The organism is Flavobacterium sp. FG139 (genome assembly GCF_057809695.1).
On the sequence record NZ_JBMDKL010000007.1, the window covers coordinates 135,786 to 154,378 of the forward strand.

General features: G+C 34.2%; 19 protein-coding genes. 1 reads left to right on the forward strand and 18 read right to left on the reverse strand.

Annotation, left to right across the window (positions count from 1 at the left end):
* The first annotated feature begins 56 nt into the window (after positions 1 to 56).
* A complete protein-coding gene (locus tag ACODSI_RS07785; RefSeq protein WP_488916274.1) occupies positions 57 to 566 on the forward strand; it encodes an acyl-CoA thioesterase in 510 nt (169 codons plus the stop codon).
* A gap of 31 nt (positions 567 to 597) precedes the next feature.
* On the opposite strand, the gene ACODSI_RS07790 is transcribed toward ACODSI_RS07785, so the two are convergent.
* The 18 genes from ACODSI_RS07790 to ACODSI_RS07875 form a co-directional block, all read right to left on the reverse strand.
* Positions 598 to 1,851 (reverse strand): murein hydrolase activator EnvC family protein, encoded by a 1,254-nt coding sequence (locus ACODSI_RS07790; protein ID WP_488916275.1) that lies wholly within the window; start codon positions 1,849 to 1,851, stop codon positions 598 to 600.
* 4 nt (positions 1,852 to 1,855) lie between these two features.
* Positions 1,856 to 2,635: a lipoprotein insertase outer membrane protein LolB1 gene (lolB1, locus tag ACODSI_RS07795; RefSeq protein WP_488916276.1), complete on the reverse strand. Its 780-nt coding sequence runs from the start codon at positions 2,633 to 2,635 to the stop codon at positions 1,856 to 1,858.
* Between the two features lie 29 nt (positions 2,636 to 2,664).
* Entirely contained in the window at positions 2,665 to 4,017 is a 1,353-nt protein-coding gene (locus ACODSI_RS07800) for a tetratricopeptide repeat protein (protein WP_488916277.1), read from the reverse strand.
* A gap of 27 nt (positions 4,018 to 4,044) precedes the next feature.
* On the reverse strand, positions 4,045 to 5,055 hold the full coding sequence (locus ACODSI_RS07805) for a sugar phosphate nucleotidyltransferase (RefSeq protein WP_488916278.1): 1,011 nt from the start codon (positions 5,053 to 5,055) through the stop codon (positions 4,045 to 4,047).
* Positions 5,056 to 5,158: 103 nt separating this feature from the next.
* Positions 5,159 to 5,593 carry a dUTP diphosphatase gene (gene dut / locus ACODSI_RS07810; RefSeq protein ID WP_448361041.1) on the reverse strand — a complete coding sequence of 145 codons (435 nt, stop codon included), beginning with the start codon at positions 5,591 to 5,593 and terminating at the stop codon, positions 5,159 to 5,161.
* Complete coding sequence (locus tag ACODSI_RS07815; RefSeq protein WP_488916279.1) at positions 5,593 to 7,059, reverse strand: lipopolysaccharide biosynthesis protein; 1,467 nt, start codon at positions 7,057 to 7,059, stop codon at positions 5,593 to 5,595. Before ACODSI_RS07815 ends, dut begins: the two co-directional genes overlap by 1 nt.
* A 102-nt stretch (positions 7,060 to 7,161) precedes the next feature.
* Positions 7,162 to 8,022 carry an ATP synthase F1 subunit gamma gene (atpG, locus tag ACODSI_RS07820; protein ID WP_488916280.1) on the reverse strand — a complete coding sequence of 287 codons (861 nt, stop codon included), beginning with the start codon at positions 8,020 to 8,022 and terminating at the stop codon, positions 7,162 to 7,164.
* Between the two features lie 77 nt (positions 8,023 to 8,099).
* A complete protein-coding gene (gene atpA, locus ACODSI_RS07825) occupies positions 8,100 to 9,677 on the reverse strand; it encodes a F0F1 ATP synthase subunit alpha (protein ID WP_488916281.1) in 1,578 nt (525 codons plus the stop codon).
* A 23-nt stretch (positions 9,678 to 9,700) separates the two neighbouring features.
* Positions 9,701 to 10,234, reverse strand: coding sequence for an ATP synthase F1 subunit delta (atpH, locus tag ACODSI_RS07830; protein ID WP_488916333.1), 534 nt, complete (start codon positions 10,232 to 10,234; stop codon positions 9,701 to 9,703).
* Complete coding sequence (locus tag ACODSI_RS07835; protein ID WP_488916282.1) at positions 10,234 to 10,734, reverse strand: F0F1 ATP synthase subunit B; 501 nt, start codon at positions 10,732 to 10,734, stop codon at positions 10,234 to 10,236. Before ACODSI_RS07835 ends, atpH begins: the two co-directional genes overlap by 1 nt.
* A gap of 87 nt (positions 10,735 to 10,821) precedes the next feature.
* Complete coding sequence (atpE, locus tag ACODSI_RS07840) at positions 10,822 to 11,022, reverse strand: ATP synthase F0 subunit C (RefSeq protein ID WP_395045473.1); 201 nt, start codon at positions 11,020 to 11,022, stop codon at positions 10,822 to 10,824.
* 57 nt (positions 11,023 to 11,079) lie between these two features.
* The gene (gene atpB, locus ACODSI_RS07845; RefSeq protein ID WP_488916283.1) at positions 11,080 to 12,240 is read right to left on the reverse strand and encodes a F0F1 ATP synthase subunit A; all 1,161 of its coding nucleotides are present in this window, start codon (positions 12,238 to 12,240) and stop codon (positions 11,080 to 11,082) included.
* A gap of 116 nt (positions 12,241 to 12,356) precedes the next feature.
* A complete protein-coding gene (locus ACODSI_RS07850) occupies positions 12,357 to 12,755 on the reverse strand; it encodes a hypothetical protein (protein WP_488916284.1) in 399 nt (132 codons plus the stop codon).
* Positions 12,756 to 12,759: 4 nt separating this feature from the next.
* Positions 12,760 to 12,987: an AtpZ/AtpI family protein gene (locus tag ACODSI_RS07855; RefSeq protein ID WP_488916285.1), complete on the reverse strand. Its 228-nt coding sequence runs from the start codon at positions 12,985 to 12,987 to the stop codon at positions 12,760 to 12,762.
* The gene (locus ACODSI_RS07860; RefSeq protein WP_488916286.1) at positions 12,956 to 13,360 is read right to left on the reverse strand and encodes a bactofilin family protein; all 405 of its coding nucleotides are present in this window, start codon (positions 13,358 to 13,360) and stop codon (positions 12,956 to 12,958) included. The genes ACODSI_RS07855 and ACODSI_RS07860 overlap by 32 nt, the downstream gene beginning before the upstream one ends.
* A gap of 4 nt (positions 13,361 to 13,364) precedes the next feature.
* Positions 13,365 to 16,229, reverse strand: a complete 2,865-nt coding sequence (porW, locus tag ACODSI_RS07865; protein WP_488916287.1) for a type IX secretion system periplasmic lipoprotein PorW/SprE — start codon at positions 16,227 to 16,229, stop codon at positions 13,365 to 13,367.
* A 166-nt stretch (positions 16,230 to 16,395) separates the two neighbouring features.
* Entirely contained in the window at positions 16,396 to 17,094 is a 699-nt protein-coding gene (locus ACODSI_RS07870; RefSeq protein ID WP_488916288.1) for an ABC transporter ATP-binding protein, read from the reverse strand.
* 22 nt (positions 17,095 to 17,116) lie between these two features.
* A complete protein-coding gene (locus tag ACODSI_RS07875) occupies positions 17,117 to 18,577 on the reverse strand; it encodes a DUF5687 family protein (RefSeq protein WP_488916289.1) in 1,461 nt (486 codons plus the stop codon).
* Positions 18,578 to 18,593: the final 16 nt, after the last annotated feature.

Below are 18,593 nucleotides of genomic sequence, written 5' to 3' on the forward strand. Positions count from 1 at the left end.
TAGTCGTTCTTGATTCTGTTTTAAACGGACAAATAAATACCTTTGCAAAAAAAACTATGACTCCGAAACATCCCATCGATTCATTAACTATACTTACTGATTTGGTTTTGCCCAGTGAAACCAATCCTTTAAACAATCTTTTTGGAGGCGAACTATTAGCCCGAATGGACCGAGCAGCCAGCATTGCAGCCCGAAGACATTCTAGAAGAATTGTAGTTACGGCTTCTGTAAATCATGTCGCTTTCAACCGATCTATTCCCTTAGGAAGTGTGGTAACTATTGAAGCTAAAGTTTCACGTGCCTTTACCTCGTCTATGGAAATATATCTTGACGTTTGGATTGAAGATAGAGAATCGGGTAATAAAACCAAAGCCAACGAAGCCATTTACACGTTTGTTGCCGTTGACGAAACAGGCAATCCGGTTGCTGTGCCGTTATTAGAACCCGAAACAGAAGAAGAAAAATTGCGCTTTGATGCTGCTTTACGAAGAAAACAATTGAGTTTAGTGCTTGCTGGAAAAATGAATCCGCATGAAGCTACCGAGTTAAAAGCATTGTTTGTATAATAAAGAAGTCCGCTACTCGCGGACTTCTTTATTATCTACTTATCCATTGTGATGGATTGGTGTAAGTAACGTTTTGAGAAATCATAAACCTTAAAACTGTTTTGCCTTCTGCATCGGTTCTGATTTTTCCTAAGCTTTGTTTGGCAGCTACTTTATCTCCAACAGTAACACTTACCGAACTTAGATTTTGATACACGGTAAAAAAGTCTCCGTGCTTAACAATTACTGCAATTTTTAAAGGTGAAATTTTTTGTATTTGCGTTACTTCACCACCAAAAACCGCTCGAGCAGAAGCGCCTGACTCGGTTGTAATATCAATTCCATTATTGTGTACCATCACCGATTTATACACTGGATGCGGTTGATCTCCATAACCCGAAGTGATAGCACCTTTTTCTACTGGCCAAGGCAATCTTCCTTTATTGGCTTTAAAGTTATTGGAAATGATTTGCCCTTCTGGCGTTAATACAATTTTAGTTGACTCTTCAATTTTCTTAGTCTCTGCGGCAGTCGTTGTTTTCGGATTGGCTTTGGCTTTGGCTGCTGCTGTTTTTCTATTCGCTTCAGCAATGGCCTCACGAATCATCTTCTGAATTTGAGCATCAATTTTCTTAGATTCCTGTTGCTTTTTCTTGATTTCAGCAGCAATTTGCTTTTTATCTTTCTTTAAACTATTGGCTATAACTTCTTGCTCCTTTTTTTCTTTTTCTAAATCGGCACGTTGTTTTTCTTGTTCCGCGAGGAGTTTAACTTTTTCTGTTTTTTGACCGCCTAATGTGGCAATATGCTCGGCTAATTTTGTCGTTTTATCTTTAATTTCTTCACCTTGCATTTTTCGATAGCTCGAATACTGCTTCATGTATTGCAGCCTTTTGTAGGCTTGTGAGAAACTTTCTGACGAAAGCAAGAACATTGCTCTACTTTGTTGAGAACGGCTCTTATATGACTTTATAATCATTTGAGCGTAGTCTTCTTTGAGGATGACCAAATCTCTTTTGAGTTTATTAATTTGCAATTGATTGATGTAAATGTCATCACTCAGCAGTTTTGTTTGTTTGGCCGTTGTATTGATTAATTTTACTTTCAAACCAATTTTTTCTTTTTGAATTGATAGTAATTGTACAACCGACTTTTCTTTACTTCTCACCTCTTGAAGCATGCGCTCTTTTTCACGAATTTCTTCCTGAATTTTAGCTTTCTTTTGCTCTAATTCTTCCTGCGTTTGTTGGCTCCAAGCCAATGAAGTCAAAAAAATAAAAAATAAGGTAATTAATCTTTTTTGCATAATCTTATTTCTGATCGATGTAAATTCTTTCGTAACCTTCTGGAACGCTGTAAGGAAAAGAAAGATCTTCGTTGAATATAATGTTTTTGTATTCGATGTTGATGTTGGTTTTATTCTCATTTTGACGCGCATCGATGGTCAAAGATAACGGTAAAATCTTTTCATCATATCTTTTATACTCTGGATAAGCCACCTGCAAGGTTCTATCTAACGAAGGTTGATTAATTTCTTGTCGTTTCATTAAGAAATTATCACTTTCAAAAAAATAGGATTTGTCGTCATTTCCTTCATTTTTAGATTGCAATTTATACATTTTTTCCATGACAGAAACGGCAAATTTTCCTTTATGCAAATCGTCAAATGCTTTTCCAAGAAACATGTTTTGAACTTTATGAAAATCCAAATCGGTTCCCAACCATTGACTCAATCCAGCATAATCACCTTCAAAATATTTGTTACCAATTTTTTCATAATACTGAACTGAAGTTGGCGTAATCAATCCTTTGGCCATGGTAATTCCCAAAACACGGATAATGACCATGATTTTTTCATCTTTTTTTATTCTGATTTCAGCTGAAACATTTTGCGTGTTTTTTTCGTCTTCGTATCGCGCACCTGCTTTTATGTTTACTGTAGAGAACTCCATTTTATTGTTGTAATGGCCCTCAATTATTTTTTCTGCCGAAATGGTATTGCTGGCATTGACGGTGCTGTCTGTTAAAATCGCTTTCGATTTACAAGAAACTAATACCATTACTAGTAAAAAGGCTAACTGTTTTTTCATATAAGAATCCTAAAAAAGGAATTTGAATGTTATTTTTTTTGTTTTTCTAATAATGCGTTGGCTTTAGAAAAATACAGATCTTTCTTTTTCATATCGCCCAAACCATTATATGCTTCTCCCAGTTGAAGGTTAAAATTGATTTCTAAAACCGCATCATCAATGATAAAATCGATTCCAGATTCGAGTACATCTTTCGCTTTTTTGAAATTCTTAAGTTGGTTATTGGCCAAACCATTATAGTAATACAATTGTGGCTGCGTTGGAAACAACTGCATTTCTTCTTCAGATGCTTTGGCTAATTTATCAAATTGTAGATTTTCAGTATACGCTTGCATCAATAACAAAATGGCTTCCATGTCGTCATTAGTGGTCTTCAAGTGCATTTCATAATACTTAATAGCATGCGTCCAATCTTTTTTGGCTTGATAGAATTTTGCAATTTCTTTAGCTACTTTCACTTCTTTATCATCACTAAAATAACCAATAGCGGTATCTAAATCTTTTTCATATTGCGGATTATTTTTGGTGAAAATCAAGAACTCATTCAGCATGCGGTGCTTAATTTTTTTATCAATTTTATCACTTGCAAAAACAATGTTCATGGCTTTTGCCGCTTTTTCGCCATCATTATTATTCAAATGAAATTTAAACAAACTCACTTGTGCCCAATCCGATGTTGGGATTTCTTTTTCTAATTGTTTGGCTACTTCCAATGCTTTTTCTTCTTGATTGCTCTGTGAATACAAATAAATTAAAGCGATATAATTGGTTTCGTCTTTTGGGTTTTGCTTTATTTTATCAATCAGATTCGCCTTTTCCGATCCTTGGTATTTGACATCTTGAAGAATTTGAGCTTTGTATAATTCTCTTTTATCCGACTTACCAACGGTTGCATTCAATTCGTTAATTAAGTCTAACGCTTTGTCAAATTGTTGGGTATTCATGTATAACGAAACCAAATCTTCTTTGTAATCTGCTTTAAATTCTACAAGTTTTTGAACTATAGCAATGGCGCGATTGTAATCGTGCGTTTCGTAACACACATCATACATTCCGGCCCAAGCCCAGCGGTTATTAGGATCTATTTTGGTTGTTTTTTCAAAATTATCAAAGGCCTCTTTATACTTTTTAAGTGCTAAATAATTCTTACCAAGTTCAAAATAAACTACCGCATTATCTGTTTGAAGTGCTTGGCATTTTTCTAATGACTCAATAGCTTTATCATAGTTTTCCATGCCTTTTTGCTTCAAAGATTCGTAGAAAGAATCTTCAAATTTGTTTTCTGCCAATGCCAAAGTATCTTTAGGTTCGCTTTGAGCCAAAAGTGCTGTGGGAAGGAAAAACATTCCAAAAAGAATACTATGTAAAACTATTTTTTTCATTTTTAAGCTGAATTAATTTCAGTTTCTTTATTCTAAAACCGAATAATCTCCAATGCTAATGTTGGTAAAATTACCGTCAAAACTCACATGATTTCCTATCATGGCATTGTCTAAATTAGCATTTTTAATGTGTGCGTGCGTTTGAATCAAACTATTTTTGATGGTGCTGTTTTGAACGTGACACCCGTCACCAAGCGATACGTTGGGTCCAATGGTTGCATTGATTAACACTACATTTTTTCCTATATAACATGGCGGAATGATGGTTGCATTTTCTTGTTTTATGTCATAATCAATTAAATGAATGCCGTCGTTATGAAGGAAATTCAACATGCGATTATTAGTATCAACCGTTACATCTTTATTGCCACAATCCATCCACTCGTCTACTTTTCCTGGAACAAATTTCATGCCTTTGGCCATCATTTGTTTGATTCCATCATTAATTTGATATTCACCACCATGAATGATGTTGTTATCTAGAACTGCTTGCAATTCATTTTTTAAAACGGCAACATCCTTGAAATAGTATATTCCGATAACGGCTAAATCAGAAACAAATTCTTTTGGTTTTTCTACCAACTCAATTATTTCATTGGCTTCATTCAAATTGATTACACCAAAAGCTTCGGGTTGATCGACTTGTTTCACCCAAATTACACTATCGGCGGTGGTATCTAAATCGAAATCGGCTCGAATCAACGTATCGGCATACGCGATTACCGCAGGACCACTCAAAGAATCTTTGGCACACATAATGGCATGACCTGTTCCTAAAGCTTCATTTTGGTAATAAATAGTTCCTTTTGCGCCAAGTTTTTGAGCAATCGCAATCAATTCTTCTTCAACTTTTTTACCAAAACTTTCGTGAATGATAAAGGCCACTTCATCGATAGCTTGGTTTAAAACTCCAGCAATATCTTCTACTAATCGGTGTACGATTGGTTTACCCGCAATGGGAATTAAGGGTTTTGGGATGGTTAATGTGTGTGGACGTAATCGTGAGCCACGGCCCGCCATGGGTACTATTATTTTCATTTTTACTATTTTTAAACTTCAACATTCGTTATTCCAAGTTGAATATTCAATATTTTGAACTTGGACTATTGAACAACGGGTTTTGAATGAGGAAGCATTTTTACTATTTTACTCCAGTACTACCAAATCCGCCTTCACCTCTTGAAGTTTCAGATAATTCTTGAACTTCAATCCACTCGGCGCGTTCGTGTTTAGCAATGATTAATTGGGCAATGCGTTCGCCATTTTCTATTACAAAATCTTCATTGGATAAATTTACTAAAATTACTCCAATTTCGCCACGATAATCGGCATCAACCGTTCCGGGTGAATTTAAAACTGTGATTCCTTTTTTGGCCGCTAATCCACTTCTCGGACGCACTTGAGCTTCATAACCAATGGGAAGTTCAATAAAAAGTCCGGTTTTTACAATGGTTCGTTCCAATGATTTTAACGTAATTGATTCTGATATATTGGCTCGTAAGTCCATTCCGGCCGAAGCAATCGTTTCATAATTAGGTAAATCGTGTTGCGACTTATTGATGATTTTAATGGTCATTATTTTGCTTTTCTTTTAATAATTCGTAACAAAGTTTCTTTTTCGCTGTAGTAAATAAAATATAAAAACACTGCTAATAATAGTGTCTTTACATAATAATTTTCTCTAATAGCTGGAATATAAAATGAAACGGCTGAGAACACTATAGTCAGTCCAAGATAACTAAATATTTTGTTCATATCATACGGTATTGGATACCTTTTTTGTCCCATTTTATAAGATATTATCATCATAGTTCCATAGGCTGCAATGGTTGCTATAGCCGAACCATAATAGCTCATTTTAGGAATTAATAAATAATTTAAAAACAGTGTTACCACCGCGCCAACAATTGAAATATAAGCACCTATTTTTGTCTTGTCTATCAACTTATACCAAACCGATAAATTGGTGTAAATACCAAGGAAAAAATTGGCTAATACAATTAACGGAACTACTTTAATGGCATCCCAATAATCTGGATTTGGCACCAATGGTCTTTTTAATAAATCGATAAAAACAATCACAAAAAGACAAATGAATGACCCAAAAATCACAAAGTACTTAGTGATGGTGGCATAGGTTTGCGTTGCATTTTCATTGCTAGCATGACTGAAAAAGAATGGTTCAATACCAAGTGTGTATGCTGTTCTAAATAACACCATAAACATACCAATTTTATAACACGCAGAATATGCACCAATATCTGCCATTGGAATGTGCATCCAATCTAGGAGAATTTTATCAAAATGTTCATTAACCGCAAAAGCGATTCCGGCTACTAAAATAGGAATACCGTATTGCATCATTCTCTTCCACAATTGGCTATCAAATTTCCATTTTATATTGAAATAATTTGGAGATAGAACAACCAAAGTTAACAAACTGGCAATTAAACTGGAGACAAAAATATATCCGATTTGAAAATTATCAGAATAAATAGTGCTTAAAAATCCATTTGGATTGTTGGCCACAATTTTGGGTAAAATCGCTAAAAAGAAAACATTTAATAGAAGGTTAATGGTAACATTGGCCATCTTAATAGCGGCATAACGCATTGGTCTTTTTTCTGCTCTTAATTTTGAAAAAGGAATAATTGCTAAAGCATCCAGAGTGAGTATCCAAATGGTGTAGGTAATGTATTCTACATTAATGTGTGACCATCTTGCTAGGGTGTTTCTGAATAATAAAGAGAGAACTAAAAACCCTAAAGACGACCAAAAGAGGGAAATGGTAGAAGTTGAAATTACACTCTTTTTATTGTCTTCTGAATTGTAAAACCGAAAGAAAGCCGTTTCCATTCCATAAGATAAAATAACATTAAAAAAAACTAAATAAGAAAAGATTACAGAAACCTCACCCATTTTGCTTTTATCTGGCAAATAATATACAAACAAAGGATTAAGAATAAAGCTAATTATTCTTGGAAAAACCGTTGCCAGTCCATAAATAAGTGTTTGTTTGAAAAGGTTTTTGTATAAACTCAAAGTAGATCTTCTTTAATTAGAAACAAAAATAGGTATTATATTGAAGTAATAAAAAAAGAGCCAACAAATGTTGACTCTTCTATGAATTTATTTTGAATTAAATTAGCCTTTCAAAGCCTCAGCACCACCAACAATCTCAAGGATTTCGTTAGTAATTGCTGCTTGACGTGCTTTGTTGTATGTAAGTTTTAATTGATCTCTTAATTCAGTAGCATTATCGGTTGCTTTGTGCATAGCAGTCATACGAGCACCATGTTCTGAAGCAAATGAATCACGAATGGCTTTATACAATTGTGTTCTTAACGATTTAGGAATTAAAGTTAAAACGATTTCTTCTTTTGATGGTTCAAAAATATAATCTCCTGTAGAAGCTGGCGTATCCGATTTTACTGGCGCTAACGGTAAAAACTGTTCGGTTTGAACAATTTGTGTTGCAGCATTTTTGAATTGGTTGTACACAATTTCGATTTTATCGTATTCGCCTGTGGTAAATTTATCGGTTAGTATTTGAGCAATTTCGGCTACATTATCAAATGTTAAATTGTCAAAAACCTCACTTTTATTACCTACAATAGTATTGGTTTTAGACAAAGCATCATTTCCTTTTTTACCGATTGCAAAAACGTCAACCTGCTTTCCAGCATACGAATCGGCAATTAATTTAGCTTGCTTGATAACGTTCGAATTGAAAGCACCACACAAACCTCTATTGGAAGTAATAGCTACTATTAAAACTTTGTTAACCTCGCGTTGGGCTGTAAAACTTCCGCCTACTTCACCATCTAGAGTTGCACTTAAACTTTGTAATAATTCCGTTAATTTTTCGGCATAAGGGCGCATTGCTGTAATAGCATCTTGTGCTTTTTTCAACTTTGCCGCAGAAACCATTTTCATCGCAGAAGTAATCTGCATCGTTGATGAAACGGAAGTAATTCTATTACGGATTTCCTTTAAGTTTGCCATATTGAATTTGAAAATTAGTTAATTTGAAAATTTGAAAATGAATACCATCTCCAAATTTTCAAATCTTCAAATTATTATTAGTTATATTTTGCTGAAATTTCTTTAGCTGCTTTTTCAATAACATCAGTGATATTATCGTCTAATTTACCTGCTTTTAAAGCATCAAGAGTATCTCTGTGTTTGTTGTTCAAGTATTCGATAAAATCTTTTTCGAACTCTTTTACTTTATTTACAGGAACACTTCTTAACAAGTTTTTAGAACCTGCATAAATAATAGCAACTTGATCTTCAACAGTATATGGATCGTTCAAACCTTGTTTTAAGATTTCAACGTTTCTTCTACCTTTTTCAATAACGTTTAAAGTTACCGCATCTAAATCAGAACCAAATTTTGCAAACGCTTCCAATTCACGGAATTGCGCTTGGTCTAATTTCAAGGTACCAGCCACTTTTTTCATTGACTTAATCTGTGCGTTACCTCCAACACGAGATACCGAAATACCTACGTTGATTGCAGGACGAACCCCAGAGTTAAACAAATCACCATCAAGAAAGATTTGTCCGTCTGTAATCGAAATTACGTTAGTTGGAATATAAGCAGATACGTCACCAGCTTGAGTTTCAATAATTGGTAAAGCGGTTAACGAACCACCACCTTTTACGATTGGCTTCAAGTTATCAGGTAAGTCGTTCATGTTTTTTGCGATATCATCATCGGCGATTACTTTACACGCTCTTTCTAATAAACGAGAGTGTAAGTAAAAAACGTCTCCAGGATATGCCTCACGACCCGGTGGTCTTCTTAATAAAAGAGATACCTCACGATATGCTACTGCTTGTTTAGATAAATCATCATAAACAATTAATGCTGGACGACCTGAATCGCGGAAATATTCTCCAATTGCAGCTCCGGCCATTGGTGCATATACTTGCATTGGTGCTGGGTCAGAGGCATTAGCGGCAACAATTACTGTGTAGGCCATTGCTCCTTTTTCTTCCAACATTTTTGCAATACCTGCTACTGTAGACGCTTTTTGTCCAATAGCAACATAAATACAAAATACTGGTTTCCCTGCATCATAAAATTCTTTTTGATTTAAGATGGTGTCAATACAAACCGAAGATTTACCTGTTTGACGGTCACCAATTACCAACTCACGTTGTCCACGACCAACTGGAATCATAGCATCTACCGCTTTGATACCTGTTTGTAATGGTTCTGTTACGGGTTGACGAAAGATAACTCCTGGTGCTTTTCTTTCTAATGGCATTTCATACAAATCACCACCGATTGGTCCTTTACCGTCGATTGGTTCACCAAGTGTATTGACTACACGGCCGATGATTTGCTCACCAACTTTTAAGGAAGCGATACGTTGTGTACGTTTTACTGTAGAACCTTCTCTAATTCCAGTAGATGGTCCTAAAAGTACAACCCCAACATTGTCTTCTTCTAAGTTCAATACGATAGCTTCCAATCCGTTGTCGAATTGCACTAACTCACCATATTGAGCGTTTGATAAACCGTAAACACGAGCGATTCCATCACCCACTTGAAGTACAGTTCCTACTTCTTCTAACGATGCACCTGATTCAAAACCAGATAATTGTTTTTTTAATATTGCTGTAATTTCAGCTGGTTTAATTTCTGCCATTTTGATATATCTTTAATGGAAATCTAATTACTAAACTCTCTTTTCAATTCACTCAATTTGCTAGCCACCGAAGCATTGTACTGCTGGTCGCCAACGCGTAATATAAATCCACCAATAATTGTTGGATCTACTATATTTTCAATCGTAATTTTCTTGTTTGAAAACTCTGCAATTTTAGCCAATACTTTAGTTTGTAATTCTGGAGTAATTGGAAACGCAGTAGTTACTTTGGCTACTTGAATTCCGTTACTCTCGTCAAACAATCTATTGTATTCTGAAGCTATTGATTCTAAAATTTCAAATCTTTTATTTTCAAATAACAAGTTAAACAAACTGTTTGTTTCTGCTTGAACTGTTGAAAATATTTCAGACAAAGCCGATTTTTTAACGTCCATTTTAATAACAGGACTTGATAAAAAATCTTTCAATTCAGCACTATCCGCAACAGCAGCTACAATCGACTTCATGTCGTTGTTAACCGCGTCGGCTTTTCCCGAAGTTTGTGCAATGTCTAATATTGCTTTGGCGTATCTAATCGCTGCTCTAGACATAATGATTAGTTTAATTTAGCGTCACCCAACATTTTCTCAACCAATTTAGTTTGAGAATCTTTGTTAGATAATTCGTCTCTTAATACTTTTTCTGCGATTTCTAATGACAAAGATGAAACTTGATTTTTCAATTCTGCCATAGCTGCATTTTTCTCACTAGTGATTGCTGCTTTCGCTTGTTCAATCATTTTTTCACCAGCTGCTTGTGCTTCTGATTTAGCATCGTTAATCATTTTTTCTCTGATTTCACGAGCTTCTTTCATCATGGCATCACGCTCAGCTCTTGCATCAGCTAATAATTTTTCATTATCTGATTTCAAGTTTTGCATTTCTTTCTTAGCATTTTCAGCAGAGAGTAATGCACTTCTGATTCCTTCTTCTCTTTCGTTAACGGCATCAAGAATTGGTTTCCAAGCAAATTTTTTCAAAAGGATTACTAATCCAACAAAAATAATTAATGCCCAAAAGAACAATCCAAAACCAAAATCATTTATTAACTTATCCATATTATGTTATAATTATAGTATGTATTTACTTTTTCAAAATTAGAAACAAAAGCTATAACCAACCGTTATAGCTTTTGATTTTTTCTACTAGTTTTCAGCAACAGCAAATAATGCTGCGAAACCAATACCTTCAATAAGTGCAGCTGCAATAAGCATAGCTGTTTGGATTTTTCCAGATGCTTCTGGTTGACGAGCGATAGCGTCCATTGCAGAACCACCGATTCTACCAATACCAATACCAGCTCCGATAACCACTAATCCTGCTCCAACAATTCTTGGGATGTTCATAATATATGTATTAAAAATTAAACATTCTTTTTAAAATAGATATCGCTATCTAAACTATTAATGATGAGCTTCTTCGTGATGATGCTCTTCTACTGCTGCTCCAAAGAACAAGGCAGATAACATTGTAAAAATATAGGCTTGTAGCAATGCTACTAATATTTCTATTGATGAAATGGCAAACGAAAGTAAGAAAGATAAACTGCTTCCTAACCAACTTTTGAAAATAAACATTAAAGCAATCAAACTCATTAATACGATGTGGCCCGCAAAAATGTTGGCATACAAACGAATCATTAAGGAAAATGGTTTGATGATTACTCCTAATAACTCGATTGGCGCTAAAATAAATTTCATTGGAGTAGGAACACCTGGCATCCAGAAAATGTGCCCCCAATAATTTTTATTAGCCGTAAGGTTTGTGATTAAAAATACCACAATAGCCAAACACGCCGTAACGGTAATGTTCCCTGTTGCATTGATTCCAAGTGGTGTTAATCCGATGATGTTTAAAAACCAAATAAAGAAGAACACTGTCAACAAGAAACTCATGTATTTTTTATAGTGTTTTTCTCCAATATTAGGAATCGCAATATCATCACGAACGTACAATACGATTGGCTCAAAAAATCGTCCAAATCCAGATGCAATTCCGCCATTTTTAACATACGATTTTGCCAGGCCTTTAAATAATAAAAACATTAAAAGGGCTACAAGCATCATTGAAAAAACCGCTTTTGTAATGGATAAATCAATTGGTTTTGCATTAGTTGGATGGTGCTCATCTCCTGTTAATGTTCCAGCAGCATCTGTTTTGTATATTTTTTCGTCGTGACCTAATTTGTAGTAATTACCATTAGATTCTGCAACAGCATGACCATGCTCAAACTTAGAAGAAGAAAAAATATGTACGCCATTATCCCATAAAATAATTGGTAATGGAAATCCATAGTGTTTTCCAGTAGCTTCATCTTCAAACAAAGAAAATTCGTGAGCATCTAAAACGTGGTGATTGATATAAGCATTAATTTTAGACTTTAAATCGGTCGGCTCTTCGTGCTTTTCATGAGTCGTTGCTTCTCCATGAGCAGTTGCCTCAACAGGAGTAGCTTCTGTTTTGGCAGCAACAGAATCGGTTGGGGTATTTGCAGAACTAAATAATGGAAGACAAGCAACTAAAACAGTTACTATAAATTGGAGTGGTTTGTTTGAAAACACCATATCTGATAATTATCTTTAATTTATTTTCTGAAATTTGGTGCAAAAGTACAATTTTAATTAATATTTAAAAGTAATAGTTTTATTTTTTTTGATGAAATTATCGATTTTCAATGCATTTATTGTTTATTGTTCAACATTCTAATGGTTAATACCGTTTCTATTATCAAAAAAAGAATGAAAATAACAAAAAAGTTGATTTTTTCTGAAAAAGCAAATGCATGCTTAGCATTTAATATAGGTTGCATTAAAACATAGGCTATTAGCATTTTGCCTCCTGTTAAAAACAAATAAGCAAATCCAACATTGTCAACTCCTTTTTGGTTAATTACTATTAAAACAAATAGTATTACTGCAGTGAACAAAAAAAACAGACCATACAGTTCTTCTAGAGAATACACCATTTCATTAAGAAACACATTGGGGCACACTAATTTAAATACCAATTTGTGAATGAAAAATAGAATTAAAGAAACTACTAAAGAGAAAAAAACAGGTTTGAATGATACTATTTTCATGAGTTTATTCAGAAGAGTTGATGTCTTTTAGTTGTCTATTTAAATTGTAAAAGGCAATCGCGACACCTAATAGCGTACTAATTTTTACAAAAACAGTGTGGTCGTTTGGAAATTTTCCATCAAGCCAAGTACCTAATAAAGAAAAAAGATAAATTATTATTCCCATTTGAACCGGAATGTTTATCAATGCCAACCATTTGTTACGCTGTCTTTTCTTCGGTTGATTGTCCATGATGTGGTAGGTTTTTTACATGAGGTTTCATAACACAAGTTGCGCTGAACTCGGCTCCTGGTTCTACCGAAAGTTTTCCGCAGATTACTTCACCGTGAATACTGGCTTTCGATTTTAAATTGAGTATTTCGGTTACTTGAATTTTACCATCAAACTTACCTTCTATATCGCAGTTTTTACAAACAATATCTCCTTGTACACTTCCTGCTGGACCAATAACCAATTTCCCTTTGGACTCGAAATTTCCAATCAAATGTCCGTCCAAACGAAAATCGGCTGGAGAAACTATATCGCCTTTAATAGTAGTCCCTTCCACAATTCTGTTGGTCTTACCTAATAGATCGGTATATGATTTTGGTTTTTTATCAAACATAACATTAGGGTTTTTTGGGCATGTCTGGTGTTGGTGGCATCATGCTTTGTGGAGGTAAATCATCCGAATTCATGTTGTCTTTTGGAACGTTCTGTGGGTCAAATCCTTTTCCTTTTCCATTATCTTGCTTTGGATTGGTTAATGGTTGTCCGGCTTTTGATGGTTCGCCTCCTTTTTTGTTAGCATCTGTTTTTTCTTGTGGAACCACAATAGTTCTTTGAACAGGAACAATAGGTTTATTCAACCAATCGCCGGTAACATACTCGTCAATATTCTTTTTAACCTGAACCACTTTATAGTTTTCACTAGAAATGATAATGGCTGGTTCCGCAATTTTATACTCTTTAAATTCTTTTAGAACTTGCGCTATTCCCTTAGCATTATCCAAATCTTTTATACCGTGAATTACAATAAAATTTTTGTCAATGGTATAAAGATCTGTAGAAATAGATAACTTTTCAATGGTTCTTTCTTTAGCGAATTTTTTTAATTTTTCTAAAAGTGCTTTGGTATTTTTGTCTTCTAAATTATCCGCCTTATACAAGATATTCCATGACAACGGAAATTCGGAGTTGAACGACAACGATTCTAAATATGGGATTTTATTCGTAATAAATAATTCTGTCGATTTTCCTTCTTCACTATTTGGATACGTTAACGCCACATAATTTAGGGCTTTCTTATATTCAGCTAGTCCTTTTAATTTTCCAATTAAATGTGCTTTTAAAAGCTCAAATTTTGGAAGCATCTCATCGCCTGTAAATTGTTCAATAGCGGCTTCTGCTTTAGGATAAATTTCTCTGTAAAGTCCGTTTTCATATTCCTTGTACATCAAATGATACACCACTTCTGGCTCGGAACTCATTTGACTATCGGCGTTGGGGTTACTGATAATTTGCGCGTATCTAGAATCGGGATATTGAGCCATAATTTTCGATTTCATGGCCGATGCTTTCTGTTTGTCTATGATTTCATAAATCTTATACAAATTATACATTGACGGCAAAATCAATCGTTCTTCTGGTTTGTTGTCTAACAATTTTTCCAACTTATCAGCCGCTCTTTTATACTCCTTAAATTTTTCCTTGTAAATAACTCCCAATTGATAATAGGCAAAATTTCGTTCAGTGCCAATACTATCCAAAGCTTTTGCAGATGTTGGTAGTTGTTTTAAATAAAAATCGGTAGTGAATTTTGGATCTACTTCTTTTGGTTTACCTCCATTTTCTGTTGCATCAGCAGTAGTTTCATCTGGATTTTTATCGTCTTTAGTGGCTTCCTTAGATAATCTCCAATTTTCAACATGGGCTCTGTCACCCCATTTTTTCTTAAACTCTATTTTTCCAAAAGCTACCGTTGAAGGATTGTAAAAATAAAAAGTGCTTCCAGTAGTGTTATTTGAAAATGATGGCAGTGGTGCTGCTGATTTTGTAACATCTTGCTTAGAACCTGAAGTAAGAGGCTCATCTTTTGATCCGCCTTTGTTTGGAAAAGGATTGTCGTTAGAACCTGAAGTTTGACTGTCTTCTTTTGCTTTTTTGGCGGCTAATTCTTGTTGTTTTTTCTCTTCTTTTTTTAACTTTTCAATGTATTCGTTATAATAATTTTCTCGCGCTGATGGCGAAAGTGCAGCTATTTTTAAAATACTGTCGTTGCGTTGTGCAATGCCTTCAAACTTAATAACATCTTCTAAATTTTGTCGTTTCTTAGTAATCAATTTAAACTCTCTGGTTCTCGGGTTTAAAACCGTTAACGTACTATCAAAATACTTTCCTGCCGTTACATATTTAGCATTATTAAAATAAATATCCGCCAAGTTTCTGTAATTACTCGCCATCAAATACTGATCGTCTGACCGTTTTCTCAACGATCTATTGTAATAAATCTTGGCTGTTTCGGGTTTTTTTAGTTTATCATAAAACAACGCCATTTGGTGGTTCAAAACGTCTAGAAATGGTCTGTTTTCTCTGTCTTTTAAAAGGTCTTTGTATTTTTTTACAAAAGCCGTGGTATCGCCTTTAGCAACATCAAATTGTGAAGCCTGACGTGCATGTGCTTGAATAACATATTGACGTGCCGACTTTCTTTTCATATCTATTACTTCTTGATACTTTACAAAAGCACTGTCTTTAAGTCCCATTTGCTCATAAACTTGCCCTAAAATAAATCGATAACGCGCTTTTTCTTCATCCGATTTAGTGAATTTTGTAGCTATTCTGAGTTTAGCAGCGGCACTATCATTCTCTTTTAAATTCAAAAAAGCTTGTGCTAATGTAGCGTTTGCATCGGCAAAAATTTGATCTTTAAATTTAATTTCTTTTAGTAATTTTCTAAGATTAACAATGGCTAACGCATCGTTGTCCATTCGCATGTTGGTTTTTTCTCTCCAAATTTTCACTTCATAAATCTTATCACTATTTGGATATTTATACAATACATAATTAAACGCTTCTAATGCTGGTACAAAGCGTTGATCGTAATAACGTGTTTTACCCAACATCAAATGCGCTTCATCCATTTGAGGGTTTTTTTCGGAACCATCAATATTCATAGAATGCTTCTGAATGGCTTTGGTAGCTTTCTCTTCTGCTTTTTCAAAATTGGCGTTTTTGGTTTGACCAGGCGTCATTTGCTCTTGAGAAACCTGCATGCGCTCCACAGGAAGCGTTTCCCAAAAATTATCTTTGAATTGCAATTTTAAATCGGAGATTCCTTTTTCTAGAGCAATTCCACCATTATAAAGAATATTATCTTTGGTGCTCAACGCATGATAATTTCTAGAAAGAAATGTGTTTTTCTTTGTAGAACACGCTACAAAAAAAAGGACTATAATGGCAACTATTGTGTATTTGAATGTACTGGTTTTCAATGTAAAAAACGTTTTTATAATTAACTTAAAAAAGCTAATTTTAGTATAACTAACTGGTAAAAATACGTTTCTTTTTGATACCTGAAAAAAAATAATGCTTTTTTTAAATAAGAAATCCGCAGGAGCATAAAATCTACTGCGGATTGTATTTTAATTTGTTAAAAAATTACACGGCGAAAAAAGCTTCTAACTCTTTTAAAGTTTCTTCCGAAGTTTGAATGTCTTTTACCACTTCGCCCAAATGCAAGGCAACAATTCGATTGCAAACTTCAACCGTATGCACCAAATCATGGGATGAAACCAAAACGGTTACTTCTGGGTTATCGGCTAATTCTTTGATGATTTTCTTCAATCGATTCACCGTAGTTGGGTCTAAATTGGCAAACGGTTCGTCTAAAATTACCACTTCTGGATTACCAATTAAAGCAGCTATAATTCCCACTTTTTTCATGTTCCCTTTCGATAAATCACGCAAATATTTCTTGCTGTTTAAAATTTCGCCATTAAAAAATTCTTCATGCTTTTTTAACAATGTATCCACATCGGCTTTGTTTTGATTGCGTAAATCACCAATAAAATAGAAATATTCTTCGGCCGTTAAATAGCCAATTAGGAAACTTTCGTCAATAAATGCAGATGTAAAAGGTTTCCAGGCTTCGCTTGTGTTTACTTGAATTCCGTTGTTTTTAATATAACCTGTACTGGGTTGAATTAAGTCCAATAACAAACTGAAAAAAGTAGTTTTCCCAGCACCGTTATTCCCTACTAATCCGAAACTTTGCCCTTTGGTAATGTCAAGATTGGTAATGTTTAATACTTTAACTCCGTTGGTATATGTTTTTGAAAGATTGTTTACTTGTATCATGATTTCTGTGAATTTTTTGTTATTAATTTTTCTGTTTGTAAGCCGCAATGGTGGCGTATTTTTCGGTTTTGTAAATTTTTTCAATCATGTTAAAAACCTTTCCTCGAAGCGCAAATCCAATAACACCAGCAATAACCACTAAAAGCAATCCGATATTTTCGTTGAAAATTGTTTTACCCAAACCATATAACAAAACAGGGATCAGTAATTTTGGAATCGCAATCAACATCGTTTTTACATTAAAGGCTTGTTTGTCACCAAAAGCTTGTTTGCTGGTTGATAAATCAATGGGTGTTTTCACAAAGGCACCTCCCAGAAGCACTAAATGTGAATTAACCCCAATATTGTATACAGCTCCAACCACTATCAATAAATAAGTATGCCAACCAAAATACAAATAAAAAGAAGCTAATAATGTAGAAATTATAGTAGCAAAAACCACCAACCACCATTTGGAACTTAGGTATTCTTTGTATTGAATGTTTTGGCTCATCATCAACTGATAATAGGCACTATCCCAACTCGGAACAAACTGTCCGAAAGTGAATAAAAATCCACCTGAAACAAAAATACCCGCGAAAATTCCCATTACCGCAGGTTGGTGCGGATTATTAAAAAATAAAAAACCATAAAATAAGAAAACCACACTCATAATCACCGTAGTTCTGGAACGTTTGTTTCTTTTGATCAGTTTGATATCATTCTTTAAGAAAGTGCCAAGCGTTCCAAATTGATTCAACCAGTTGAAATTTTCTGTTTTGGCAACTTCACTTTTCTTAGCTAATCCTTCGTCTAAATTTAAATTTGATTTGAAATAATTGAATGCAAAATAATAAGCTCCAGCTGCGGCCAAAACGGGAATAACAACCAAATAATCAGTAGTATACAATCCGTTAAAAAAAGGTGCGGTATAAACTGTTGGATCGAAAATTGCATAATATTGCGCGACACCACATCCTACAACTACTGCCAAAACCGAATAAAAAACACTGTCTTTATTGTTGAGAAGTACATTAATGAAATTATTCATGTAAATAACCCCAACAATGCCCAAATGCCATAACATAACGTGAACTACATCAAAGTCGTTTTGAATCAATCGTATAGAAAACGGAATAAATAAAAACGCATGCAATACATTAAAAAATGAAATCGCTGTTTTTCCTAGTGAAAAATGAACAATTGTATTTCTTTTTATAGGCAAAGTCAACAATGGTCTAATGTTCATCACGGGCATTTTTTGTAAAAAATACCGAATAATTAAATCCACTATAAAATAATAAATCAAAAATTTGTTTACGGTTTGCAACGGATTTAATTCAGAATTTTCTAAAATAGAATATAACCCAAACCCGATGATAAGAAACATCGAAAGAAAATAAAGTGCCATCAATCCCATAAAGACTTTTAGCACTACATTAGTTCCAAAGGAAGCCGAACGAAAAAAAGATTTCCATTCTAATCTAATAAAATGTTTGAACATAAATTGGTTGTTTTGG